Source organism: Microbacterium sp. (assembly GCF_003248605.1).
Lineage (GTDB): Bacteria > Actinomycetota > Actinomycetes > Actinomycetales > Microbacteriaceae > Microbacterium.
In genome coordinates, this window is record NZ_QFPF01000004.1 from 13,457 (window position 1) to 37,392 (window position 23,936).

20 protein-coding genes are annotated in these 23,936 nt (G+C 71.5%); 9 read left to right on the forward strand and 11 right to left on the reverse strand.

Annotated elements, in window-relative coordinates:
- Nucleotides 1–22: 22 nt before the first annotated feature.
- Nucleotides 23–1,558 carry a GTPase HflX gene (gene hflX / locus DI573_RS01300; RefSeq protein ID WP_292809816.1) on the reverse strand — a complete coding sequence of 512 codons (1,536 nt, stop codon included), beginning with the start codon at nucleotides 1,556–1,558 and terminating at the stop codon, nucleotides 23–25.
- A gap of 126 nt (nucleotides 1,559–1,684) precedes the next feature.
- Between hflX and DI573_RS01305 the strand changes: the two genes are divergently transcribed.
- Nucleotides 1,685–2,329: a methyltransferase gene (locus DI573_RS01305; RefSeq protein ID WP_292809818.1), complete on the forward strand. Its 645-nt coding sequence runs from the start codon at nucleotides 1,685–1,687 to the stop codon at nucleotides 2,327–2,329.
- 27 nt (nucleotides 2,330–2,356) lie between these two features.
- On the opposite strand, the gene dapF is transcribed toward DI573_RS01305, so the two are convergent.
- The 6 genes from dapF to DI573_RS01335 all read right to left on the reverse strand — a co-directional run bounded on the left by dapF (nucleotide 2,357) and on the right by DI573_RS01335 (nucleotide 8,221).
- A complete protein-coding gene (gene dapF, locus DI573_RS01310; RefSeq protein ID WP_292809820.1) occupies nucleotides 2,357–3,229 on the reverse strand; it encodes a diaminopimelate epimerase in 873 nt (290 codons plus the stop codon).
- A gap of 10 nt (nucleotides 3,230–3,239) precedes the next feature.
- Nucleotides 3,240–4,196, reverse strand: a complete 957-nt coding sequence (gene miaA, locus DI573_RS01315; RefSeq protein WP_292809822.1) for a tRNA (adenosine(37)-N6)-dimethylallyltransferase MiaA — start codon at nucleotides 4,194–4,196, stop codon at nucleotides 3,240–3,242.
- Nucleotides 4,193–5,743 carry a tRNA (N6-isopentenyl adenosine(37)-C2)-methylthiotransferase MiaB gene (miaB, locus tag DI573_RS01320; RefSeq protein WP_292809824.1) on the reverse strand — a complete coding sequence of 517 codons (1,551 nt, stop codon included), beginning with the start codon at nucleotides 5,741–5,743 and terminating at the stop codon, nucleotides 4,193–4,195. Before miaB ends, miaA begins: the two co-directional genes overlap by 4 nt.
- 40 nt (nucleotides 5,744–5,783) lie before the next feature.
- Nucleotides 5,784–6,449 (reverse strand): regulatory protein RecX, encoded by a 666-nt coding sequence (locus DI573_RS01325; RefSeq protein ID WP_292809826.1) that lies wholly within the window; start codon nucleotides 6,447–6,449, stop codon nucleotides 5,784–5,786.
- A 2-nt stretch (nucleotides 6,450–6,451) separates the two neighbouring features.
- Nucleotides 6,452–7,519 carry a recombinase RecA gene (recA, locus tag DI573_RS01330; RefSeq protein WP_292809828.1) on the reverse strand — a complete coding sequence of 356 codons (1,068 nt, stop codon included), beginning with the start codon at nucleotides 7,517–7,519 and terminating at the stop codon, nucleotides 6,452–6,454.
- Between the two features lie 252 nt (nucleotides 7,520–7,771).
- On the reverse strand, nucleotides 7,772–8,221 hold the full coding sequence (locus DI573_RS01335; protein ID WP_292809830.1) for a MarR family transcriptional regulator: 450 nt from the start codon (nucleotides 8,219–8,221) through the stop codon (nucleotides 7,772–7,774).
- Between the two features lie 83 nt (nucleotides 8,222–8,304).
- Between DI573_RS01335 and idi the strand changes: the two genes are divergently transcribed.
- Genes idi through DI573_RS01370 form a run of 7 tightly spaced genes read left to right on the forward strand, consistent with a single transcriptional unit; the run spans nucleotide 8,305 to nucleotide 14,040 of the window.
- Nucleotides 8,305–8,886 carry an isopentenyl-diphosphate Delta-isomerase gene (gene idi / locus DI573_RS01340; protein ID WP_292809832.1) on the forward strand — a complete coding sequence of 194 codons (582 nt, stop codon included), beginning with the start codon at nucleotides 8,305–8,307 and terminating at the stop codon, nucleotides 8,884–8,886.
- A complete protein-coding gene (locus DI573_RS01345; RefSeq protein ID WP_292809834.1) occupies nucleotides 8,883–9,956 on the forward strand; it encodes a polyprenyl synthetase family protein in 1,074 nt (357 codons plus the stop codon). Before idi ends, DI573_RS01345 begins: the two co-directional genes overlap by 4 nt.
- On the forward strand, nucleotides 9,953–10,906 hold the full coding sequence (locus tag DI573_RS01350; RefSeq protein ID WP_292809836.1) for a squalene/phytoene synthase family protein: 954 nt from the start codon (nucleotides 9,953–9,955) through the stop codon (nucleotides 10,904–10,906). Before DI573_RS01345 ends, DI573_RS01350 begins: the two co-directional genes overlap by 4 nt.
- On the forward strand, nucleotides 10,903–12,480 hold the full coding sequence (gene crtI / locus DI573_RS01355) for a phytoene desaturase family protein (protein ID WP_292809838.1): 1,578 nt from the start codon (nucleotides 10,903–10,905) through the stop codon (nucleotides 12,478–12,480). The genes DI573_RS01350 and crtI overlap by 4 nt, the downstream gene beginning before the upstream one ends.
- Nucleotides 12,481–12,482: 2 nt before the next feature.
- A complete protein-coding gene (locus tag DI573_RS01360; protein ID WP_292809840.1) occupies nucleotides 12,483–12,848 on the forward strand; it encodes a lycopene cyclase domain-containing protein in 366 nt (121 codons plus the stop codon).
- Nucleotides 12,845–13,150, forward strand: coding sequence for a lycopene cyclase domain-containing protein (locus DI573_RS01365; protein ID WP_292809842.1), 306 nt, complete (start codon nucleotides 12,845–12,847; stop codon nucleotides 13,148–13,150). The genes DI573_RS01360 and DI573_RS01365 overlap by 4 nt, the downstream gene beginning before the upstream one ends.
- Nucleotides 13,147–14,040, forward strand: coding sequence for a prenyltransferase (locus DI573_RS01370; RefSeq protein WP_292809844.1), 894 nt, complete (start codon nucleotides 13,147–13,149; stop codon nucleotides 14,038–14,040). Before DI573_RS01365 ends, DI573_RS01370 begins: the two co-directional genes overlap by 4 nt.
- An 88-nt stretch (nucleotides 14,041–14,128) precedes the next feature.
- Here DI573_RS01370 and DI573_RS01375 read toward each other — a convergent pair whose 3' ends face one another.
- Both DI573_RS01375 and DI573_RS01380 read right to left on the reverse strand, forming a co-directional pair.
- Nucleotides 14,129–17,053, reverse strand: a complete 2,925-nt coding sequence (locus DI573_RS01375; RefSeq protein ID WP_292809846.1) for a UPF0182 family protein — start codon at nucleotides 17,051–17,053, stop codon at nucleotides 14,129–14,131.
- A 101-nt stretch (nucleotides 17,054–17,154) separates the two neighbouring features.
- The gene (locus DI573_RS01380; protein ID WP_292809875.1) at nucleotides 17,155–18,273 is read right to left on the reverse strand and encodes a S16 family serine protease; all 1,119 of its coding nucleotides are present in this window, start codon (nucleotides 18,271–18,273) and stop codon (nucleotides 17,155–17,157) included.
- A 163-nt stretch (nucleotides 18,274–18,436) separates the two neighbouring features.
- On the opposite strand from DI573_RS01380, the gene DI573_RS01385 reads away from it, so the two are divergent.
- Nucleotides 18,437–19,846, forward strand: coding sequence for a zinc-dependent metalloprotease (locus DI573_RS01385; protein WP_292809877.1), 1,410 nt, complete (start codon nucleotides 18,437–18,439; stop codon nucleotides 19,844–19,846).
- A gap of 785 nt (nucleotides 19,847–20,631) precedes the next feature.
- Here the strand turns inward: DI573_RS01385 and DI573_RS01390 are convergent.
- Nucleotides 20,632–22,452, reverse strand: a complete 1,821-nt coding sequence (locus DI573_RS01390) for an ATP-dependent helicase (RefSeq protein ID WP_292809847.1) — start codon at nucleotides 22,450–22,452, stop codon at nucleotides 20,632–20,634.
- Nucleotides 22,449–23,360, reverse strand: coding sequence for an NAD(+) diphosphatase (nudC, locus tag DI573_RS01395; protein ID WP_292809849.1), 912 nt, complete (start codon nucleotides 23,358–23,360; stop codon nucleotides 22,449–22,451). Before nudC ends, DI573_RS01390 begins: the two co-directional genes overlap by 4 nt.
- Between the last annotated feature and the right edge of the window lie 576 nt (nucleotides 23,361–23,936).

Consider the following 23,936-nt stretch of genomic DNA (forward strand, 5'->3'; position numbering starts at 1 on the left):
TCGACGGGCTCGACGACCGCGCTCAGCGCAGGAACGGAGCGAGATCGGCCGCCAGACGCTCCGAGACGTGCGCGTGCAGCGCCGTGCCGCCCTCTTCGTGCGCCTCCGACAGGATCAGGCCGGAGTCGTGCGCCGCCGAGACGAGGTCTCCGCGGTCGTACGGCACGAGAGCGCGCACCTCGACCGCCGGCAGCGGCAGCGCCGCCTCGACGACCGATCTCAGCTCGCCGACGCCCTCGCCGGTGCGAGACGACACGAACAGCGCTTCGGGCTCGAGGCCACGCAGCAGGAGCCGGTCGTCGTCACCGAGCAGATCGGCCTTGTTGAACACGACGATCTCGCGCGAACCCCGTGCCCCGACATCCGCCATCACATCGCGCACCGTCGCGAGCTGCCCCGCCGGATCCGGGTGCGAACCGTCGACGACGTGCACGACGACATCGGCGCCCGCGACCTCCTCGAGGGTCGAGCGGAACGCCTCGACCAGCTGGTGCGGCAGGTTGCGCACGAACCCGACGGTGTCGGTCAGCGTGTACACCCGGCCATCGGGCGTCTCGGACCGGCGCACGGTCGCGTCGAGAGTCGCGAAGAGCGCGTTCTCGACGAGCACGCCCGCGCTGGTGAGCCGATTCAGCAGGCTCGACTTGCCGGCGTTGGTGTATCCGGCGATCGCGACGGAGGGGATCGTGTGGCGCTTGCGCTCGGCGCGCTTGGCCTCGCGGGCAGGGCCGAAATCGCGGATCTGGCGCCGCAGGATGGCCATCCGCGTGCGGATGCGGCGCCGGTCGAGCTCGATCTTCGTCTCACCAGGACCTCGCGATCCCATGCCCGCCCCGCCCGCACCGACCTGACCACCGGCCTGACGGCTCATCGAGTCGCCCCAGCCGCGCAGACGCGGCAGCAGGTACTCGAGCTGGGCGAGTTCGACCTGCGCCTTGCCCTCACGGCTCTTGGCGTGCTGGCTGAAGATGTCGAGGATCACGGTCGTGCGATCGATGACCTTGACCTTCACGACATCCTCGAGCGCGCGCCGCTGGCTGGGGGCGAGCTCGGTGTCGGCGATCACGGTGTCGGCACCGACCGCCGCGACCAGGTCGCGCAGCTCCACGGCCTTGCCCCGCCCGAGGTAGGTCGCGGGGTCCGGATGCGGGCGCCTCTGCAGCACGGCGTCGCGCACGATGGCGCCCGCCGTCTCGGCGAGGGCGGCGAGTTCGCGGAGCGAGTTCTCGGCATCCTCCTGCTCGCCCTGCGGGTAGACCCCCACGAGCACGACGTTCTCCAGCCGAAGCTGGCGATACTCGACCTCGGTGACGTCCTCGAGCTCGGTCGAAAGCCCCGGTACCCTGCGCAGCGCGAGGCGGTCCTCGAGATCCCACTGGTCGCCGTCCGTGTCGCCGCCGCGAGCGGTCGAGGTGTCCTGCAGCGCCTGCGCCGCGCCGAAGACACGCACCCCGGAGCGGGCGTCCGCGCGGGAGAGCACGCGGCTGACCGCGTCATCCGTGGCGCCCTCCGGCGAGACGGCGTCGTCTTCGTGTACGGGTTGGATCTTGTCCGTCATGTCTTCCCTTCAGGATGCTGCGGCCCGGCGTCGTGCGCACGTGGCGGCATCCGTCGCCCGCTTCCCCGCGGTGCTCCAGAACTCTAGCCTCCCGCGGCCCGCGGGTCCTCCGCTACGCTCGCTCCCATGGCGAGCGACCACTATTTCTCATCGAGTCCCGCCAGCCCCGAGAATCTGCGCCGTGTGCGCGTGACCCTCGACGGTCGCGACCTCGAGGTGACGACGGCTGGCGGTGTGTTCAGCCCCGACCGGCTCGATGCCGGCACGGCGGTGCTGCTGGCCAATACTCCGGCCGCACCTCCGGGCGGTCAGTTGCTGGACCTCGGATGCGGCTGGGGACCGATCGCTCTCACCCTGGCCCTCCAATCGCCGCACGCGACCGTCTGGGCGGTCGATGTCAATGAGCGAGCCCTCGATCTCGTGCGCCGAAATGCCGCGCAGCTGGGGCTCGAGAACGTCAACGCCGTGACGCCCGACGATGTTCCCGATGGCCTGTCTTTCCGCGGGATCCGCTCCAACCCGCCGATCCGCGTGGGCAAGAACGAACTGCACGGGCTGCTCGAGCGGTGGATCCCCCGGCTGGACGAGCGCAGCGACGCCTGGCTCGTCGTGCAGCGCAATCTCGGGTCCGATTCCCTCCAGCGGTGGTTGGCAGCCACCTTCGACCGCGGCTACAGCGTTCACCGTGCCGCCACGGGGCGTGGGTATCGCGTGATCAAGGTGCGCCGGCACGGCACTCCTCCCACCACCCCCATCACCGTCGTCCCCTGATTCCGGCGCTCCGCGCCAGCCGCGGGATCAGGCCAGGGCGACCTCGCCGGAGAACACCAGCGCGGCAGGACCGGAGAGGAACACGTGGGCACCGTCGCGACCGGGCGCGACCCGCACACCGAGCGTTCCGCCGGGCACCTCGACACGCCAGCGGTCGGGCGCACCCGCGCCCGCCCAGTGGCGGACAGCCAGAGCGGCGGCGGCGACGCCCGTTCCGCAGCTGAGCGTCTCGCCGACACCGCGCTCGAAGACGCGCATGCGGATCATCCCGACGCCGTCCTGCACGAGCGGTTCGGCGGGCACGACGAACTCGACGTTGGCCCCGGCCGCCGGCTCGGGATCGAGCACAGGGCGCCAGGTGAGGTCGAGTCCATCGAGCTCGTCGTCGCTCGAGAGCGCGATGACCACGTGCGGGTTGCCGACGTCGATGCCGAGCCCCGGGCGGGCGACACTGAGGCCCCTCGCGCGCACGAGCGGTGCGGCCTCGTCCGCGTCGAAGGCGCCGAGGTCCACCTCGAAGCCGGACGCGTCGCGTCGCACGGTCTTGACGCCGGCCCGAGTGCCGATGCGCACGCCCTCATCGAAGCCGCCCGCGAGATCCGCGTGATCGAGGTACCGGGCGAACACCCGGATGCCGTTGCCGCACATCTCGGCGATCGAGCCGTCGGCGTTGCGGTAGTCCATGAACCACTCGGCGCCCTCGGACGCGGCACCGGACCCGTCTCCGAGTGCTGCGGATCGCACCACGCGCAGCAGGCCGTCGCCGCCGATGCCGAATCGGCGGTCGCAGAGCGCCGCGACCTGGGCCGCGGTGATCTCGAGCTCGCCGTCGGGATCGGCCACGATGACGAAGTCATTGCCGGTGCCCTGGCCCTTGGTGAACGCGATGGTCTGGGGCATGCCGAGAAGTCTACGGGCCCACCGGATCGGGATGCTGCCGTCGGATCGAGTCCTCCGCGAGCACCTGCGCGCCCGATACGTCGCCCGCGGCGAACCAGCGCACGTCGGCGTACCGACGGAACCACGACACCTGGCGCCGCGCGTATCGGCGGGTCAGTGCCTGCGTCTGGGCGATCGCGTCGGCCGCGCTCAGCCGGCCCTCCACCTGCGCGAGCGCCTGGGCGTAGCCGATGGCGCGGCGTGCCGTGGTTCCCCGCTCGAGGCCCCGAGCACGCAGAGCTTCCACCTCGCCCGGCAGACCGTCGGCCCACATCGCCTCGACGCGCCGGTCGAGGCGCTCCACGAGCGCGGCGCGATCGTCGCTCAATCCGATGACGGTCGCCGGCATCCATCTGCGCGGCTGATCCGGCAGGGCCGCGCCGTGGGTCGCGCTGCCCTGTGCGAGCACCTCGAGCGCCCGCACGAGTCGGCGTCCGTTGCGGGGGTCGATCCGCCTCGCGGTCTCGGGGTCGAGCGTGCGCAGTCGTGCGAACAGCGGCCCGGGTCCGTGCGCGTCGAGCTCGGCCTCGAGATCCGCGCGCACGGCGGCGTCGCGCGGCGGGAAGGCGAATTCGTACAGCACGCTCGAGACGTAGAGCCCGGACCCTCCCACGAGGATCGCGTGAGACCCCCGAGCGCGGATGTCGGCGATCGCGGCACGCGCGTCGGCCTGGTACCGCGCGACCGCGGCGTCCTCGGTGACATCCAACACGTCCAGCAGATGGTGCGCGATGCCGCGCCGCGCGGGCGCCGAAAGCTTCGCCGTGCCGATGTCCATGCCGCGGTAGAGCTGCATGGCGTCGGCGTTGACGATTTCGGCGCCCTCACCTCGGGCGGCGAGAGCTTCGGCGAGCTCGAGCGAGAGGTCGCTCTTGCCTGTCCCCGTGGCGCCGATGACGGCGAACAGACGAGGCGCCGCAGCGCTCACGCGCGGGGAGGCATCGACGGCAGTCCGAGCGACACGGCACGCGGGGCACCGGACGATGAGGGCGCCGCGGGCACCGCGCAGGTCTCCGCCTGTGCTCGGTCCCACGCGTCGCCCGCGCGGGTGCGCCGGATGCGCAGTGCCTCGCCGTCGCCGCTGTCGGCGACGAGGAAGAAGGGGGCCGCGCGCGTGACGTCGACCGTGACGATGTCGCCGGGCCGCGGCGTCTCCGACCCCTCGGGGAGCTCGAAGTGGACGAGACGGTTGTCTTCGGCGCGTCCGGTGAGACGCCTCGTCTCCGCGTCCTTCTTGCCCTCGCCGCTGGATACGAGAACCTCGAGCGAGCGACCGACCTGCGCCTGGTTCTCCTCGAGGCTGATGCGCTCCTGTAGCGCGACGAGGCGCTCGTATCGCTGCTGCACGACCGCCTTGGGCACCTGGTCCGCCATCGTGGCGGCGGGTGTGCCCTCGCGGATCGAGTACTGGAAGGTGAAGGCGCTGGCGAAACGTGCCTGCTCCACGATCCTCAGCGTGTCTTCGAAGTCCTCTTCGGTCTCGCCCGGGAAGCCCACGATGATGTCGGTGGTGATGGCCGCGTGCGGGATGCGGGCACGCACGCGATCGAGGATGCCGAGGAACCGCTCGCTGCGGTACGAACGGCGCATCGTCTTGAGGATGCGGTCGGAGCCCGATTGCAGCGGCATGTGCAGCTGCGGCATGACGGCCGGCGTCTCGGCCATGGCGTCGATGACGTCGTCGGTGAAGGCGGCGGGGTGGGGCGAGGTGAATCGGATGCGCTCGAGACCGCGGATCTCTCCCGCGGCCCGCAGCAGTTTGCCGAACGCCTGCCGGTCGCCGAACTCGACACCGTAGGAGTTGACGTTCTGGCCGAGCAGTGTCACCTCGATCGCGCCGTCGTCGACAAGCAGACGGATCTCGCTCAGGATGTCGCCGGGGCGACGGTCCTTCTCCTTGCCGCGCAGGCTCGGCACGATGCAGAAGGTGCAGGTGTTGTTGCAGCCGACCGAGATCGAGACCCAGCCGCTGTGCACGGCGTCGCGCTTGGTCGGCAGCGTGGAGGGGAACGTCTCGAGGGCCTCGAGGATCTCGAGCTCGGCCTCGCCGTTGTGTCGGGCCCGCTCGAGCAGCCCGGGAAGCGAGCCCATGTTGTGCGTGCCGAAGACCACATCTACCCACGGTGCCCTATCGAGCACCGTCTGCTTGTCCATCTGCGCGAGGCATCCGCCGACGGCGATCTGCATGCCCGCGTGCTTGTCTTTGCGCGACTTCAGGTGACCGAGCGTGCCGTAGAGCTTGCCGGCGGCGTTGTCGCGCACCGCGCACGTGTTGATGATCACGACGTCGGCATCGGCGCCGCTCTCGACGGGCACGTACCCCGCGCTCTCGAGCGAGCCGGACAGGCGCTCGGAGTCGTGCACGTTCATCTGGCACCCGAAGGTACGCACCTCATAGGTGCGGGCACGCCCATCGTCGGTCTGCGCGGCGGGTGAGGGCGCGATGAGCGTGGGAGCGGAAGAGGGAGAGGACATGATGCCTTCGATTGTACGAGCGCCGCCGCGCCCGCGGGTCTCAGCGGAACCGGGGGCCCGCGGTGCCCGCACTCGCCTCATCCAGCGCCTGCCGCGCCGCCCCCATCGCGACGGGTCCCCCGAAACCCCGGCGCGCGAGCTGCCCGTGCAGTCGGCGGAGCGCGGCGTCGCGATCGAGTGAGCCCATGGAGCGCGCCTTCTGTCGGGCGAACTCGAGGGCCCGCTCAGCCTCATCGTCGGGAAGCTCGTCGAGGGCGGCGTCGACCACTTCACGCGGGATGCCACGCGTGGACAGCGACTGTGCGATCGCGCGGCGCCCCTGCGCCTTGCGCGTGAGGGCGCCGTGCACGAGCTGCTCCGCCAATCGGGCGTCGTCGAGGTAGCCGCGATCCTCGAAGTCGGTGAGGATCGCCTCGGCCGTCTCGGGGTCGACCTCACGCTCGGCGAACATGTCGCGCGCCTCCCTGACCGACAGCTGCCGCGTGCGCAGTCTCTTCAGCAGCACACCCTCGGCGCCGTCGCGGGTGAGCCCGACGGACTCGCCCGACGCGGTCGCGACCGAGGGAAGACAGCGCGGGTCGGCGCTGTCAGCGGCCGCGGCATCCATCGCCTGTTCGGGAACGGCGGGCACCGCCACCCCCGGGAAGAGCGGCACGACGGGGGCGAGGTGTTCGGGCTCGCCCCCGTCGACGAAGCGCACGGCCACGATCAGGCCGGGCGCTTCTTGGCCAGCTGCTCGGCGGCGGGCGCGTCGGCCGGCACCTGAGGCAGCGCCTTGGGCACGCCGATGCCGAGCTTCTGCTTGATCTTCTGTTCGATGTCGGCCGCGATGTCGGCGTTCTTGAGCAGGAAGTTGCGGGCGTTCTCCTTGCCCTGACCCAGCTGCTCGCCCTCGTACGTGTACCAGGCGCCCGACTTCTTCACGATGGCGTGCTCGACGCCGAAATCGATCAGGCTGCCCTCGCGCGAGATGCCCGTGCCGTACAGGATGTCGAACTCGGCCTGCTTGAACGGCGGTGCCATCTTGTTCTTGACGACCTTGACCCGGGTGCGGTTGCCGACGGCGTCCGAGCCGTCCTTCAGCGTCTCGATACGGCGGATGTCGAGGCGCACCGAGGCGTAGAACTTCAGCGCCTTGCCACCCGCGGTGGTCTCGGGAGAACCGAAGAACACGCCGATCTTCTCGCGCAGCTGGTTGATGAAGATCATCGTCGTGCCGGTCTGGTTGAGCCCACCGGTGAGCTTGCGCAGCGCCTGAGACATCAGGCGCGCCTGCAGACCCACGTGGGAGTCACCCATCTCACCCTCGATCTCGGCGCGCGGGACGAGAGCCGCGACCGAGTCGATGACGATGAGGTCGATCGATCCCGAGCGGATCAGCATGTCGGCGATCTCGAGCGCCTGCTCACCCGTGTCCGGCTGCGACACGAGGAGCTGATCGATGTCGACCCCGAGCTTCATCGCATACTCGGGGTCGAGGGCGTGCTCGGCGTCGATGAAGGCCGCGATGCCGCCCGCGCGCTGCGCGTTGGCGATCGCGTGCAGGGTGAGCGTCGTCTTTCCCGAGGACTCGGGGCCGTAGATCTCGATGATGCGCCCGCGCGGGAGACCGCCCACGCCGAGGGCGACGTCGAGCGCGATCGAGCCGGTCTGGATGACCTCGACCGGTGCGCGCTCGTCGCTGCCCAGCCGCATGACCGAACCCTTTCCGAACTGACGGTCGATCTGTGCGAGGGCGGATTCGAGGGCCTTCTCGCGGTCGGCGGGTGATGGCATGCCGTGCTCCTTCTGTGTCGCGGTTCGCTCGCCTGCAGGCTGTCGCGCGTGCGGGCCGGCGGCCCGGGTGCTTCGACAAGGCGGGGGTGGATCCGATGTGCGAACCACGCTACGGAGGGCCTCCGACATCCATCGGAGGGCCACCCGTGACGGGGGACGACGCGGTCGGAACCGACCTGTGGAGGAGCCTACGCCGCGACGAACATAGTTTCGACAGGCGCGCGGCGTGTTGCGGAACGCGTTCGAACCCGGTCAGACGGGATCGAGCGCCCTCGCCATCTCATCGAGGAAGGCGCCGATGACCACTCGCTGATCGGGCGGGTATCGCATCGTGACGGCGCGCATCGTCGCGAGGTGCTCGCCGAAATGCGCGAAGAACGTGCGCCGGGAGTGCTCGGTCAGCACGAGCACCCGCGCCCGGCGGTCACTCGGGTGCGGACGCCGCTCGACATGCCCCGCCGTCTCGAGTCGGTCGATGAGCTTCGAGGTGGACGCCGTCGAGATGCGCAGGTGCCTCGCGAGGTCGTGCGGGCTCACCGCCTGCCCCCGGCGCTCGCGCTCTACCATCATGCGCAGCGCGCGCAGGTCGGTGAGGTTCATCTCCATGTCATCACCCATGGCGCCGTGCATGCGGTCGAGGGCGTCTCCGAGCGAGCGCACGGCGAGCAGCACCTCGATGACCGAATCGTCGACGTCTCTCACTCGATGGACACCCCCACCCCCCATGTGTAACATCGGGAACACCAAATTGCTAGCCAAACTAGCGAAATACGGACGGAGCCCCCATGCACGATACCGACCACGTGGTCCTGCTCGACGACGAGGGCAACGAGATCGGCACCGCACCCAAGTCCAGCGTGCACGGCACCGACACCGCGTTGCACCTGGCCTTCTCGTGCCATGTCCTCGATGCCGAGGGGCGCATCCTCGTGACGCGCCGGGCGCTCGACAAGCAGGCCTGGCCGGGCGTGTGGACGAACTCGTTCTGCGGGCACCCCCGCCCCGCCGAACCGCTGCTCCAGGCCGTGCGCCGTCGCGCGGACTTCGAGCTGGGCATCTCGGTGAGCGACATCGAGCTCGCCCTCCCGCTCTTCCGCTATCGCGCCACGGATGCCTCGGGCATCGTCGAGCACGAGATCTGCCCGGTCTACGTCGCGCGCACCTCCGACGACCTCTCGCCGAACCCCCGCGAGGTGCTCGAGTGGGAGTGGGTCGCCCCCGCCGACCTCGCCGCATCGCTGCGGTCCACGCCCTGGGCGTTCAGCCCCTGGCTCGTGCTGCAGGCCCAGCAGCTCGATCTCTTCCGCGCCGCCGAGCCCGCGTCGATCGCCATTCCCACCCACCACGCGCAGCGTCGCGCGTCATGACCCCCCTCACCACATCGCTGCTCGGTGCGCACCGGGTGCGCGTCGACGACGCCATCGATCAGGCGATCGCCCGCATCGAGAGCCGCATGGCGCCCTTCGGCGGAGCGTTCGCCGACCTCGGCACCGCGATGCGCCGCTCGACCGCGGGCGGCAAGCGGTTCCGGCCCGCGCTCGTGGTCGCCACCTTCGAATCCCTCGCCGGCTCCCCCGACGACACGCCCGCGCTGTACCCCGTCGCCGCGGCGTTCGAACTGCTGCACGCGGCGTTCCTGATGCACGACGACATCCTCGATCACGACACCGTCCGCCGCGGTGTGCCCAACGTCTCGGGCGAGTTCCGGACATACGCCGCCGGCATGGGGGCGGATGCCGAGGCCTGTGCCCTGCTCGGCGATGCCGCCGGCATCCTCGCCGGCGATCTGCTGCTGCACGAGTCGCAGCGGCTCATCGCCCGCGCGCCCACGAGCGCACCGGCCCGTGAGCGGCTGCTGGATCTGCTGGACGAGGCGGTGCTCGTCTCGGCTGCGGGCGAACTCGCCGACATCGCGCACTCCGTGCTCGACGAGGCTCCCGAGGCCGCCGCCGTGCTCGCCGTCACGCACGACAAGACCGCCGTATACTCTTTCGCGGCGCCACTGCGCGCCGGCGCCGTGCTCGCGGGCGCGGAGCCCTCGGTCGAGGCGGACCTCGCCCGGTTCGGCAGCCGCCTGGGACTTGCTTTCCAGCTCGTCGACGATCTGATCGGCGCGTTCGGCACCGACGAGCAGGCCGGAAAGCCCGCGGGCGCAGACCTGCGCGAGGCCAAGCAGACCGCTCTCATCGCCCTCGCCCGGGCCACCGCCGCCTGGCCCGAGGTGCACCGCGCGCTCACCGAGGCGCGCACGGGACCGATCGCGGTGCGGCGCGCCCAGACGGTGCTCGACGAGAGCGGGGCCCGCGGCGAGCTGGAGCGCCTGGTCGCCGACGCCCTCGCCGATGCTCGCAGCATCGCCACGACCGCGGCCGTGCCCGATCGCACCGCCGCGCTGCTGGAGGACCTCGTCCGCGCCGTCGAAGCCCGCATCCCGTGATCGGCCGACGACGCGCGTCCGCCGAGCGGACCGGCCTGGCCCTGTACGACCGCACCGCGGAGGATGCCGCGCGCACGGTCATCGGGCACTACTCGACGTCGTTCGGCTTCGCATCGCGTCTGCTCGGTCCGCGGGTGCGCACCCACGTGCGCTCGGTCTACGCCCTCGTCCGCGTCGCCGACGAGATCGTCGACGGACCGGCACGGGATGCCGGGCTCACCGCCGACGAGGAGTCCCGCGAGCTCGACGCGCTCGAGGAGCAGACCCTCGAGGCGATGCGCACTGGCTTCAGCGCCAACCTCATCGTGCACGCGTTCGCGCGGACGGCGCGCGTGTGCGCGATCGGGGACGACCTCGTGCGCCCCTTCTTCGCGTCGATGCGCGCAGACATCACGGTGAGCGCCCACGACGAGCGCTCCCACGTCGCCTACGTGTACGGCTCCGCGGAGGTCGTCGGCCTGATGTGCCTGCAGGCCTTCGTCAACGCCGGATCGGCCGCCCCGGGGCCGGCCCCCACCGCTCTCGTCGCCGGCGCGCGCCGGCTCGGTGCCGCCTTCCAGAACGTCAACTTCCTGCGCGACCACGGGCAGGACACGCACGACCTCGGCCGCGACTATTTGCGCCTGGACGAGGGCCCCGCGCGGCGTATCGCCGTGCTCGATGACATCGACGCCGACCTCGCCGCCGCCGCCGCCGTCGTGCCGATGCTGCCCCGCGACAGCCGCCGCGCCGTCGTCTGCGCGCACGACCTGTTCGCCGAGCTCAGCGCCCGCCTGCGGGTCGCCGACCCGGAGGCGGGCCGCGTGCGTGTGCCCGACCCCGTCAAGGCGGCGCTGTTCGCCCGCGCGGCCGCGGGCATGCCGCCGCGCGCTCCGCGACAGCATCCGCACCCCGCACCGGGGGCCCCGCCGACACCCCCGCACGGCCCCGACCGGGAGGACCCCGCATGAGCACCACCCCCCGCCGCGTCGCCGTCATCGGCGGCGGCATCGCAGGACTCGCCACGGCCGCGCTGCTGGCCGACGAGGGCGATGAGGTGACCGTGTTCGAGGCGCGGGAGCAGCTCGGCGGCCGTGCCGGGTCGTGGGAGCAGGACGGCTTCCGCTTCGACACCGGCCCGAGCTGGTATCTCATGCCCGAGGTGTTCGATCACTTCTTCCGCCTGCTCGGCACGAGCGCCGCGCAGGAGCTCGATCTCGTGCGCCTCGATCCCGCCTACCGCGTCTTCACCGAGGGGGATGCCGACGCGCTCGAGGTGCGCTCGGGCGTCGAGGAGGCCGCGGCCCTGTTCGAGCGCGTCGAGCTCGGCGCGGGAGACCGACTGCGCGACTACCTCGACTCGGCGCGTGACGCGTACGACCTCGCCGTGACGCGCTTTCTCTACGACGGGTACGCGAGCACGCGGGGCCTGCGCGATCCCGCGCTGCTGCGCCGCCTGCCGCGCCTCGCGCCGCTGCTCACGCGCCCGCTTCACAAGCACATCGAGAGCCGGTTCGCCGACCCGCGGCTGCGCCAGGTGCTCGGCTACCCCGCGGTCTTCCTCGGCGGCTCGCCCTTCGCGGTGCCGAGCCTGTACCACCTGATGAGCCACCTCGACCTCGGCGACGCCGTCGCCTATCCGCGGGGCGGATTCACCACGATCATCGAGGCGATCGCCCGGCTCGCCCGCGAGCGAGGCGTGACGATCGAGACGGGCGTCGAGGTCGTCGCCATCACCACCGCCGATGCGGTCGCGACCGGCGTCCGGGTGCGCGATGCCGCGGGCACGATCCGCGACGTGCCCGCCGACACGGTGGTGGCCGCCGGCGATCTGCACCGCACGGAGACGACGCTGCTGCCCCCCGACCTGCAGACCTATCCCGAGGCGTGGTGGGCCAAGCGCACCCCCAGTCCCGGCGCGCTGCTGCTGCTGCTCGGCGTCCGCGGCGAGCTGCCCCAGCTCGCCCATCACACGCTGCTGTTCACGCAGGACTGGCGCGACAACTTCGACGCGATCTTCGGCGAGCACCCGCGCACGCCCGACCCGGCCTCGCTGTACATCTGCCGCCCGAGCGCGACCGATCCGGACGTCGCCCCCGACGGTCACGAGAACCTCTTCGTCCTCGTCCCCGTGCCCGCCGATCCGACGCCGGGCCGGGGCGGCGTGGACGGCGACGGCGACGCCGCGATCGAGACGGCAGCCGACCGCGTGATCGCGCAGATCGCGCAGTGGTGCGGCATCCCCGACCTCGCCGAGCGCATCGTCGTGCGCCGCACCATCTCGCCCGGCGACTTCGCCGCCGACCTCGGCACCTGGCGCGGGAACAGCCTGGGCCTGTCGCACATCCTGACCCAGAGCGCGGTCTTCCGCCCCCGCAACGCCTCGCGGCGCGTGGACGGCCTGTACTACGCGGGCGCCGACGTGCTGCCGGGCATCGGACTGCCGATGTGCCTCATCTCGGCCGAGCTCGTCGTCAAGCGCCTGCGCGGCGACGATTCGGCGGGTCCGCTCGACGAGCCGCAGCCGGCGCTCGCGGAGAGCTGAGCGTGCCGGGCCTGTATCTGCTGGCGATCCTGCTCTCGACCGCCGGGATCGCCCTGCTCGACCGTCGCTTCCGGCTCGTGTTGTGGATGCCGGGGGCCCGGGCCCGCGCTCTCGCCGCGGTGGGCATCGGCACGGCGTTCTTCCTCGCGTGGGACGCGGTCGGCATCAGCACGGGCGTGTTCGTGAAGGGCGACTCCCCCCTCTACATCGGCATCGACCTCGCACCGCACCTGCCGCTCGAGGAGGTATTCTTCCTCGCCTTCCTCTGCTACCTGGCCCTCATCACCACGGCGGCGGCGGGTCTTGGGCTCGCACGGCGCTCCCGTCGTCCTCCTGCGTCCTCCGGCGCGCCGCGGAGCGACGCGTGACGTATCCCCTGATCGTGCTGCCGTTCCTGCTGATCGCCGCCGTGACGGCTCTCGCAACCGCGCGCCGCCCCGACTTCGCCCGCAGGATGTCGGCGTCCGCGCTGGCGGCCGTGGTGCTGGTCGCCTTGACGGCGGTGTTCGACAACGCGATGATCGCCGCCGGGCTCTTCACCTACCCCGCCGAACACCTCAGCGGGGTGCGTGTGGGCCTCGCGCCGATCGAGGACTTCGCCTACCCCGTCGCGGCCGCCTTCCTCGTGCCCGCCGTCTGGACGCTTCTGCACCGACCGGAGACCCCGTGAACGATTCCGCCCGCCTGTCCGCCGGCACCATCGCCCGCGAGCTCGTCGTGTCCTCGCGTCCGGTGAGCTGGATCAACACGGCCTATCCCTTCGCCGCGGCGTACCTGCTGACGGCGCGCGAGATCGACGCGACCCTGGTCATCGGCCTGCTGTTCTTCCTCGTGCCCTACAACCTCGCCATGTACGGGGTCAATGACGTCTTCGACTACGAATCCGACCTGCGCAACCCGCGAAAGGGCGGAGCGCACGGGGCCGTGCTCGATCGGCGCATGCACCCCGTCACCCTGTGGGCGGCGGGGCTGTCCTGCGCACCCTTCCTGGTGTACCTCGTGGCTGTCGGCGATCCGCTGTCGTGGCTCGTGCTGACCCTCAGCATGTTCTTCGTCGTGTTCTACTCCGCACCGCCGCTGCGGCTGAAGGAGCGGCCCTTCGCGGATTCGCTGACCAGCAGCATCCACTTCTTCTCCCCCGCCGTGTACGGCCTGGTCCTCGCCGGAGCGACGTGGACGCTCCCGCTCGTCGCGATCATCGTGGCGTTCGCGCTGTGGGGAATCGCGTCGCACGCCTTCGGGGCGGTGCAGGACGTCGTGGCCGACCGCGAGGCGGGCATCGCCTCGATCGCGACCGTGCGGGGTGCCGCATGGACCGTCCGATTCGCCCTGCTCTGTTACGCGCTCGCGGGTGTCGCCATGCTCGGCGCGACGTGGCCCGGCCCGCTCGCGGGACTGCTCGTGCTGCCCTACCTGGTCGCCGTGTGGCCGTATCGGAGCGTGCCCGATGCCCAGGCCCATCGCGCCACCGCCGGCTGGCGCAGGTTTCTGTGGCTCAACCAGATCGCGGGCTTCGGCGTGACCCTGCTGCTGATCTGGTGGTGGGCGCTCACCGCCTGAAGAACGCCACCGGGCGCGCGACAGTGGGGCAGGATTCCTCCTGCCCCACTGAGCGTCATCGGCTCCGGATGCCGCGGCCCGCCCTCGCCTACTCCGACAGCGCGAGCAGGCGCTCGATCGCCGAGGTCAGACGCGCATCGGCTTCGCCATACGCCGCCCAGTCGCCGGCCTGCATCGCGGCGTCACGCTCGAGCATCGCCTGCTGGGCCTCGACGAGGAGCGCGTCGACCTCGATGCTGACGCCACCGCCCGAGCCGTCCGAGGGCTCCGAGGGAGCGGGCGAGGACGTGTCGCCCGGGGTCGGCTCGGCCGTGGGATCGACGTCTCCATCGCCCGCGTCGGCACCGGAGTCGCCACCGAACAGCGTGTCGAGGGCCTCGTTGAGGGTGTCCTCGAACGCGATGTCGTCACCGAAGGCGACCAGGACCTTCTGCAGGGTGGGCAGCTGGGTGCCGCCGGAGGACTGCACGAAGACCGGCTGGACGTACAGGAAGCCGCCGCCGACGGGAAGCGTCAGGAGGTTGCCGTTGAGCACCTCGGACTGCCCCTGCCGCAGCAGGTTGATCTGACCCGAGATGACCGGATCGGCGTCGAAGGTGTTCTGCACCTGGCCGGGACCGGGCACCGTCGTGTCGGCGCTGATCTCGAGCATGCGGAGCTTGCCGAAGTCCTCGGCGACGTCGCCCGCGACCGAGCCCGCGTCGGAGTCGACCGCGAGGTAGCCGGTGAGGATGTTGCGCGAGGCCGTGCCCGTGCCCGGCGGGATGAAGGTCGTGAACATCGAGAACGTGGGGTCCTCCTGTCCCGGCATCTGCATCGTCAGGTAGTAGGGCGGCTGCAGGCGGTTGGGGTCCTGCGGGTCGTTGGGCGTGGACCAGGCGTTGTCGCGCTGATAGAACGAGCGCGCGTCATCGACGTGGTACTGCCCGAGCATGGCGCGCTGCACCTTGAACAGGTCGGTCGGGTAGCGCACGTGGCTCATCAGCTCACCACCCATCTCGCTGATCGGCTCGACGGTGTTCGGGTAGATGTTCTGCCATGCCTGCAGCACCGGGTCCTCGGGATCCCACGCGTAGAGGGTGACCGATCCGTCGTACGCGTCGACCGTCGCCTTGACCGAGTTGCGGATGTAGTTGATGTCGTCGATCGCGAATCGCGGCGAAGGGTTGGTGCTGTCGGTGATGGCCTGCGACAGGCTCACCGTGCGCGAGTAGGGGTATGTGGAGGCCAGCGTGTACCCGTCGACGACCCACACGATGCGCCCGTCGACGACCGTCGGATACGGGTCGGCGTCGAGCTCGAGGTACGGCGCCGCCTTCTGCACGCGCAGCGCGGGATCGCGGTCGTAGAGGATCTGCGAGTCCTCGTTGACGAAGTCCGAGAGCAGGATGTCGGTGGACTGGAACTTCATCGCGTAGATCAGCTTGTCGAAGAGGTTGCCGATCGCGGGACCGCCGTCGCCCGTGAAGGTCGTCTTGGTCTCGTTGGCCCCCTCTTCGCCGCGCGGGTAGTCGAGCTCGACGGGCGTGGAGCCCTCGGGTGCGCCGACGATCGAGTACAGCGGCGAGTTCTCGCCGAAGTAGACGCGGGGCTGGAAGTCGGGGTTCTCGCTGAGGAATCCCGTGGTGGGGATGCCGCGCTCGAGGAAGACGGGGTTGCCGTCGGGGGTGCGCTGGTTGCCGGCCGCGACGACGAGCCCGTAGCCGTGGGTGTAGACGATGGTGTTGTTCTGCCACGTTCCCGCATCGCCCAGGGCGTCGAGGTCGAGCTCACGCACCGAGACGACCGTGTCCTGCGACTCGCCGTTGATCTCGTAGCGGTCGACGTCGAGCACCTCGGTGAACTGGTAGTACGCACGGAACTGCTCGAGCTGCCGGACGGTGGGGCCGATGATGGCGGGGTCCATGATGCGGATGGATGCCGTCGTGGCGGCGTCCTCGCGCAGGGCGCCCGACTCCGCGTTGGTCGCGGCCGTCGTCTCGGTCTTCTCGAGCCCGTCGATGCCGTACGCCTCCTTCGTGCCCACCAGGTTGCGCTCGATGAACTCCTCCTCGAGCGTGAACTGGTTGGGCGCGACCTGGAAACGGTCCACGATCCACGGATAGCCGACTCCGACGACGATCGCCGAGACCAGCAGCAGCGCGGTGCCGATGAGGGGGAAGCGCCACCGGCCGATGATCGCGGTGACGAAGAAGAGGATCGCGACCAGGAGCGCGATGCCGGCGAGGATCGCCTGACCGGGGATGATCGCGTTGACGCCGGTGTAGCCGGGGCCGGTGATCAGGTCGCCGGTCTCACTGAGGGTCTTGTACCGGTCGAGCCAGAGGCTCGCCGCCTGCACGACGAGGTACAGGCCCGCGATGATCGCGAGCTGGATGCGCGCGGACTTCGAGATGCGCAGCTCCCAGCGACCGCCCTCGCGCTGGCCGGCGCGCACCGATCCGTACAGGTACGACACGACCGCCGTCAGGAGCAGGCAGATCAGCAGGACGGCCGAGACGAAGCCGAGCGTCGCGCTGTAGAACGGCATCGCGAAGAGGTAGAAGCCGGTGTCGATTCCGAACTGGGGGTCGGTGACGTCGGTCGTGACGCCGTTGACCCAGAGCCACGCCGTCTCCCACTGGGTCGACGAGGTGAACCCGGCGAAGAATCCGAAGAAGATCGGGATGCCCCACATCGCGAGCCGGCGCAGCGGCTCGACGACCTCCTGGTAGCGGTCGAGCTGACTGCTCAGGCGTGCGTAGACGGGGCGCAGCCGGTAGGCGAGCTGGATGGTCAGCCACACCGGCACCGCCATCGCGAAGAACCCGACGAGGAACATCACGACACGCGCGATCCACTGCGTCAGCAGCACGCTGTCGAAGCCGAGCTGCTGATACCAGCGGAAGTCGGCGTACAGCGACGCGAAGATGAAGAATCCGATGAGCAGCGCGGCGATCACGGCGAGCGAGATCGCGACGACTCGACGAGTGGTACGGGGGGCCGCCGGCTTCGGCGCAGAAGTCGTGGTCACCCGTCCATCCTAGGCGCGCGGATCTGGGCCTTCGCCGAGCGCCCGCCGCGAGAGTGCCCCGGATGCCGCGCCGGGCATGGGCGGGAGGGTGGCCGATGCCCTCAGCCGGTGGTGCAGGCGGGGAGCGCGTCGAGGTCGCCCCCCTCCCGCAGCGTCTCGAGCGCGGCGAGGGAATCGTCGAGGGTCGCCACCGAGAACACCTGGAGCCCCGCGGGGATGTGGCCTTGGACCTCGTCGCAGTTGGCCTCCGGGGCGAGGAAGTACTCGGCGCCGGCGCCGCGCGCCCCGTACAGCTTCTGCCGGATCCCGCCGATGGGCCCGACGACGCCGTCGGCGTCGATCGTGCCCGTCCCGGCGATGTCGAGCCCGCCGGTCAGCTCCCCCGGCGTCATCGTGTCGATGATGCCGAGCGCGAACATCATCCCGGCGCTGGGCCCTCCGACGTTGTCGAGCTGGATGGTGACGTCGACGGGGAAGTCGTAGTCGTGGATGATCGAGACGCCCACCTGCCAGGCGTCGGCATCCTCGCTGAACTCGGGGAGGATCTCGACCTGCTCGGTCTGCCCCGCGCGCTCGACGGTCAGCGCCACGGGGTCGCCCTCGCCCCGCTGCACGATCTCGCGCAGCTGCTCGACGTCGTCGACGGGCTCGCCCTCGGCGGCGACGATGATGTCGTCGGCCTCGAGCACGCCCTCGGCCGGCGAGTCCTCGGGCAAGGAGAACACGCGCACTCGGGCCCCCACATCGATCCCCTGGGCGGTGAGCGCGGCGGCGGTGGCCTCCTGCTGGGAGTCGACCATCATCTGAGCGCTCTCCTCGTTGCGCTGCTCGCTGGTCTGCCCCGCGGGAAAAACGCTGGCGATCGGCACGACCGCGCGGGACGAGTCGAACCACGCGCCGACGAGCTCGATCCACGAGGGCGTGCGCTCGCGGTTTCCGACCACCTGGACCGTCGTCAGATCGAGCGACCCCGTGGTCTCGAAGGTCTCGGCGCCCTCGATGCTGATCAGCGGAACCTCCTCGCCCTCGCCCGTCGCGGCCGTGCCGAGGGTGTTGTAGACCGGGCCCGGCTGCTGGATGACGTACCCCGTCGGCAGGAACGACAGAGCCGCGAGGATGACGAGCGCCACCGCGAGCGCGGCGAATCCGATGCGCGACGAGCGGCGCAGCGGCGGTCGTCGGCGGGGCTCGATGTCGAGCGATTCGTCGAACAGCGCCACGGCGGTGCCTTTCTGCGCGCGCACCGGGGTGTGTCGAGTGCGGGTTCCGGGGGCGCCGTTCGCGAACGGCGTAAGGGCGGATGGCCGGGTCCAGGAGATGCTCGGCCGGCTGCGACTAGCGTAGAACCACCGACCCGAACCACGCTGAAAGGCGGCTGAAGTGCTGGGCGACGACTCCGATGACTCCCGCAACGAAGACGATCTCTCCGAACTGCTGCGACGCATGCTCGGCGGGCAGGGCGGGATAGACCCCGCCGAGATCGAGCGACTGACCGGGATGCCGGTCGATCCCTCCATGCTGGCCATGATCTCGCAGCAGCTGCGCGGCGCGTTCGCGGGCGGCGGTGACGGCATCTCGTGGGATCTCGCCAAGCGGCAGGCGCTGCAGATCGCCGAGTCGGGCGCGCTCAGCGTCACCGACGGCCAGCGCGTGGACCTCGACGAGGCTCTCGCGCTCGCGACGCTCTGGCTCGGCGAGGCCACCACGATCTCCGACCTCGCTCACAGCGCGCGTGTGCTCACCCGCGCCCAGTGGGTCGAGGCGAGCCTTCCGGTCTGGCAGGAGCTGGCCGAACCCGTCGCCGAGAGCATCGCCGACGCCCTGACCGCCACGCTCGAGGAGCAGGCGCCCGAAGAGATGCGCGCGATGATGCAGGGCGCGGGCCGGCTGATGCGCACCGTCGGCGGCTCCCTGTTCGCCACCCAGCTCGGCCAGGTCGTGGGCCGCCTCTCGACCGAGGTGATCAGCGGCGGTGACGTCGGCATCCCGGTCATGCCCGCGGGCGAAGCCGCGATCCTGCCGCAGAACTTCGCCGATTTCGGCCGCGACCTCGACATCGGCGAAGACCAGCTCGCACTCGCCGTCGCCGTGCGCGAGCTCGCCCACGCGCGCCTGTTCCGCCACGCCAAGTGGCTGCGTCTGCACGTCATCTCGCAGGTGACCGAGTTCGCGCGCGGCATCCGCGTCGACACCGAGGCGCTCGAGGACCTCGCCGGACGCTTCGACCCGCAGCGCCCCGAAGAGCTGCGCCAGGCGCTCGAGAGCGGCGCGCTGCTGCCGGCGCACTCCGAGGCGCAGCGCCAGGCGCTCGGCCGGCTCGAGACCCTGCTGGCGACCGTCGAAGGCTGGGTGGATGTCGTCACCGAGGACGCGACGGCGCGCCTGCCCAAGGCGGGCGCGATCGCCGAGACGGTGCGCCGCCGCCGCGCGGCAGGCGGACCCGCGGAGCAGGCGCTCGGATCGCTCGTGGGACTGGAGCTGCGGCCTCGGCGTCTGCGCGAGGCCGCAGCGATGTGGCGCGCCGTCACGAACGCCGTCGGCATCGAGGCGCGGGACTCCCTCTGGGACTACCCCGACTTCATGCCGACCGCCGAAGACATCGACGACCCCGACGCCCTCATCACGCGGCTGCAGGCGCGCGCCCGCGGTGAGCAGGTGAGCGCCGACGAACTCGACGACGCCATCGCACGCATCCTCGCGGGCGAGGAGCCGGCGCCCGACGACGGCGAGGGTGAGGGGACGAGCCCCTCGGACGACGCCACGGGCGAGGAAGAGCCTCCGCGTCCGGCATAGGTCCGCGCCCCCTCCCCAGGGCATGACCCGGGCGTCGGTTGCCCGGGTCGCTGTGGAGAAGACCGTCCGGGCGGCCTGTCATCGCCAGAATCGGCGCATGACGCTCATGCTGCGCCTCGACCCCGCACACCTTCCGCTCTGGCGGGACGCCGACACGCTCCAGATCGGCCGCGACGCCGTCGCCGTCGTGACCGACCCGTCGCCATGGCAGGAGCGCCTTCTCATCGAGCTCGCGCGGGGGTTCCCCGAATCGGGCATCGACGTCTGGGCCGATCTGCACAGGGTGCACACCCGGGAGGTGCGACGGTTCCTCGACGACCTCGGTGCGATCCTCCTGCGCACCGACCCCGACGCGCCACGACCCCCGGTGCTCGCCCGCGTCGGCCTGGAGAGCGTGGACGGCGAGGCCGGCGCCGGAGCACTGATCGAGACCGTGCGCCGGGCGCTGCACGCCGACGGGCGGGCGGTGTCCGAGTGGGTGGCGGGGACGGAGCCCCGCGTGGATGCCGTCGTGCTGTTCGCCCGCCACGTCGTCGATCCGCGGCGCGCCGCCGTGCACCTGCGCGCGGATCGACCGCATCTGCCCGTGATCGCCTCGGGACGCACCGTGCGCGTGGGCCCGCTCGTCATCCCGGGCGAGACGGCGTGTACGACGTGCGTCGACCTCGCCGAACGCGATCGAGACGATGCGTGGCCGCGCATCGCGACCCAGCTGCTCGTCGCGCCCAGCCCGCCGGTGCCCGTCGAGCTCATGCACCGGGCTGCCGCCGCGGTGCTGCGCGCTCTCAGCGCACCTCGCTCCGGCTCGTCCGTGCTGATGCGCGCGGGGCACGCGATGCCGTCCGTGCAGGATCACCCGCCGCACGCGTCGTGCGGATGCCGAGCTCCGCAAGGAATCGCGACGGTTCCCGGTCCCCCCGCTCGCCCCGCCGCGACCACGACAGCCCGACCTCGCGCCGTGCCCGCGTGAGGGCGACGTACAGCAGCCGCCGCTCCTCGTCGATCTGATCGAGTCCCCGCGCGTGCGAGATCGGCAGCAGGCCCTCGGAGAGACCGACGATGAACACGCGCTCCCATTCCAGTCCCTTCGCGGCGTGCACCGTCGCGAGGGTGACCGTACGCAGCCCCGGCTCGTGCTGGTCCTTCGCACGCGCCGCCAGATCGTCGGTGAACGCGCGCAGGGTCGTCCCGGGCTCCGCGTGCTCGGCCAGGCGCATGAGAGCCGCACGCGCCTCCCACGCGTCGCGCAGCGCTCCGCCCGCCTCGGGGGGCTGCTCCGTCAGACCCAGCGAGCGCAGCACGTCCCGCACGGCCGGAACGAGCGGGCCACGCCCTCCCGCGACGGACTCCCCGCGGAGCATCATGACCGCCTCGCGCACCTCGGGCAGTTCGAAGAAGCGCTTTCCGCCGAGCACGCTCGCCGCGATGCCGGCCGCCGCGAGGGCGCGCTGGAGCGCGGCCGACTGCGCATGGGAGCGGTAGAGGATCGCGAACTCGTCGGGTGAGGCGCCGGCAGAGATCCGGCGCCGGATCTGCGCCGCGACCGCCTGCGCCTCGTCCATCTCATCCTCTGCGGCCCGGACCGCGATATCCGGCAGGGCGGGCGCCGCCGCGACGGCATCGGCTGCCGGAGCCGCGGCGGGCTCGTCGCGTGCTGCGGCGGCGGCCACGAGCTGCAGTGCCCCGGGCCTGCCGCGCATGAGCGCGTTGGCAGCATCCAGCACCCTCTGGTCGGAGCGATGGTTGCGCTCGAGACGCACGACGAGGGCTCCGGGATGGCGGCGCTCGAAATCGAGCAGATAGCGCGGGTCGGCGCCCGCGAACGAGTAGATGGTCTGGCTGGCGTCGCCGACCACGCAGAGGTCGTCGCGTTTTCCGACCCACAGCTCGAGCAGGCGCTGCTGCAGCGGCGAGACATCCTGGTACTCGTCGACCGTGAAGTGGCGGTACTGCTCCCACACCGCCCGGGCGACGCGAGGCTCGGACTCGATCATGCCGGCGCAGGTCAGCAGGATGTCCTCGAAGTCGAGCTGACGCCGCTCGTCCTTGAGACGCTCGTACGCATCGTGCATGTCGATCACGGCGCCCGGGCTCAGCCGACCGATTCCGGCCCGGCCGAGACGGGCGTAGTCCTCGAGGGTCAGCATCGACACCTTGCGCCACTCGATGTCGGACGCGACATCGCGCAGCGTCGGAGTATCGAGCGAGAGCCCGTTGCGGGAGGCCGCATCGGCGAGCACGCGCACCTTGTTGGGCGACACCGGGGGCGCGCTCTCACCTCCCGCGACGATCGGCCAGAAGTAGTTCACCTGCGCCAGCGCCGCCGCGTGGAAGGTGCGCGCGGCGACCCCCTCGATCCCGAGGGCGCGCAGCCGGCCCCGCATCTCGCCGGCGGCCCGCGTCGTGAACGTCACGGCCATCACGCGCTGCGGCGAGCAGATCCCGGTGTCGACGCCGTAGGCGATCCGGTGCGTGATCACGCGCGTCTTGCCGGTGCCGGCTCCCGCGAGCACGCACACCGGCCCCCGTACCGTCGACGCGGCCTCCCGCTGCCGCTCGTCCAGATCCGCGAGCGCCCGTTCCGCTCCGTCTGCCGCGTCCGTCATCGACCGCGTCGCACCGTGCGGTGCCAGTGCTCGATGAGGGCGCGGGAGATGGATGCTGCGCCCGGCAGCGTGACGTCGCCCTCTCCCGCGAGCGCGGCGCCGATCTCGTCGGCCTCGAACCAGCGCACCTCGACGATCTCCGTGCCGTCGGGGCGCGCGGCATCCGGGTCGGAGGTGTGCGCGAGATATCCCAGCATGAGCGAGCGCGGGTAGGGCCAGGCCTGCGAGCCGAGGTACTCGACCGCGGCGATGCGCACGCCCGACTCCTCCTCGATCTCGCGGACGAGTGCGGCCTCGGCAGATTCGCCCGCCTCGACGAAGCCCGCGAAACATGAATAGCGACCCTGCGGCCAGGCCGCGTTGGAGCCGAGCAGGAGGCGATTGCCGTCGGTGACGGCGACGATGACCGCGGGATCGGTCCGGGGAAAGTGCTCCCGACCGCAGGAAGGGCAGTGCCGGGACCAGCCGGCCTGGCGCACCTCGGTGCGCGCTCCGCACGCCGGACAGAACTCCGCGTCGCGCAGCCAGCGCGCGACGCTCATCGCGAGGGTGGCCAGATCCGCGTCCCGGGCGCGCAGCGTGCCGCCGACCGTGCGCAGCTCGGCCCATCCGCCGAGGGGCCGCCAGGAGGGATCCGCATCGTCGTACTCGAGCGCGAGCAGGACGGCTCCCGCGTCGTCGCGCCCGAGCAGGGCGCGCACAACGAGGTCGGTGTCGTGCACGGGGCGCAGCTGCAGCCCCAGCCCGTCCGCGGTGAGCGGGGCCCGGGCGCCGCGCAGCACGAGGACGCGGCTGGTCGGATCCTCGGCGAGTTCGTCGAGGATCCCCGGCTGATCGCGCAGCGCGGCGGCTCGATCGATCGGTGTCCCGACGGGCAGGAGTCCGTCGGGGGCGCCCGTCAGCGGCATGGATGACCCCTTTCGCGGGCGTGGCGTGGGGAGAGCGGCGAGCGCTCGACCTACCCTTTAGGCATGACCCGCTCCCCCCTCACTCTAGCCGCGACGGTGAGCGCGGCCCTGCCCGGGGCGGCCGCCATCTCGGCCGCGCCGCTCTCGGCGGGCGAGTCGGGGCGCTACGACAGCGCCGCCGTCGGTCTCGCCGACGGACGACGCGTCGTCGTGCGCGTTCCCGTCGACCCGTCGGCCGCGAGCGACCTCGCCGCCGAGGCCCTGGCACTGCGGGCGCTCACCTCGGGCGCCCGTGCCCTCCTGCCCTTCCGCGCCCCCGAGCTCCTGGGCGAAGCCATCCTCGGCGAGGCCCGAGCGCTCGTGACCGACCTGCTGCCCGGATACCGCGTCGAGGCGGCGGATCTGCCCGGGGGGCCGGGAGCGGCGCAGTCGATCGGCATCTCGCTCGCGGCACTGCACGCGCTGCCGGCGTCCGTGGTCCGCGCGGAGGGCCTGCCCGTGCGCACACCGGAGCAGGTGCGTGACGCCGTGCGCACGCTCATCGAGCGCACGGCCGACACCCGCCGCCTGCCCGCC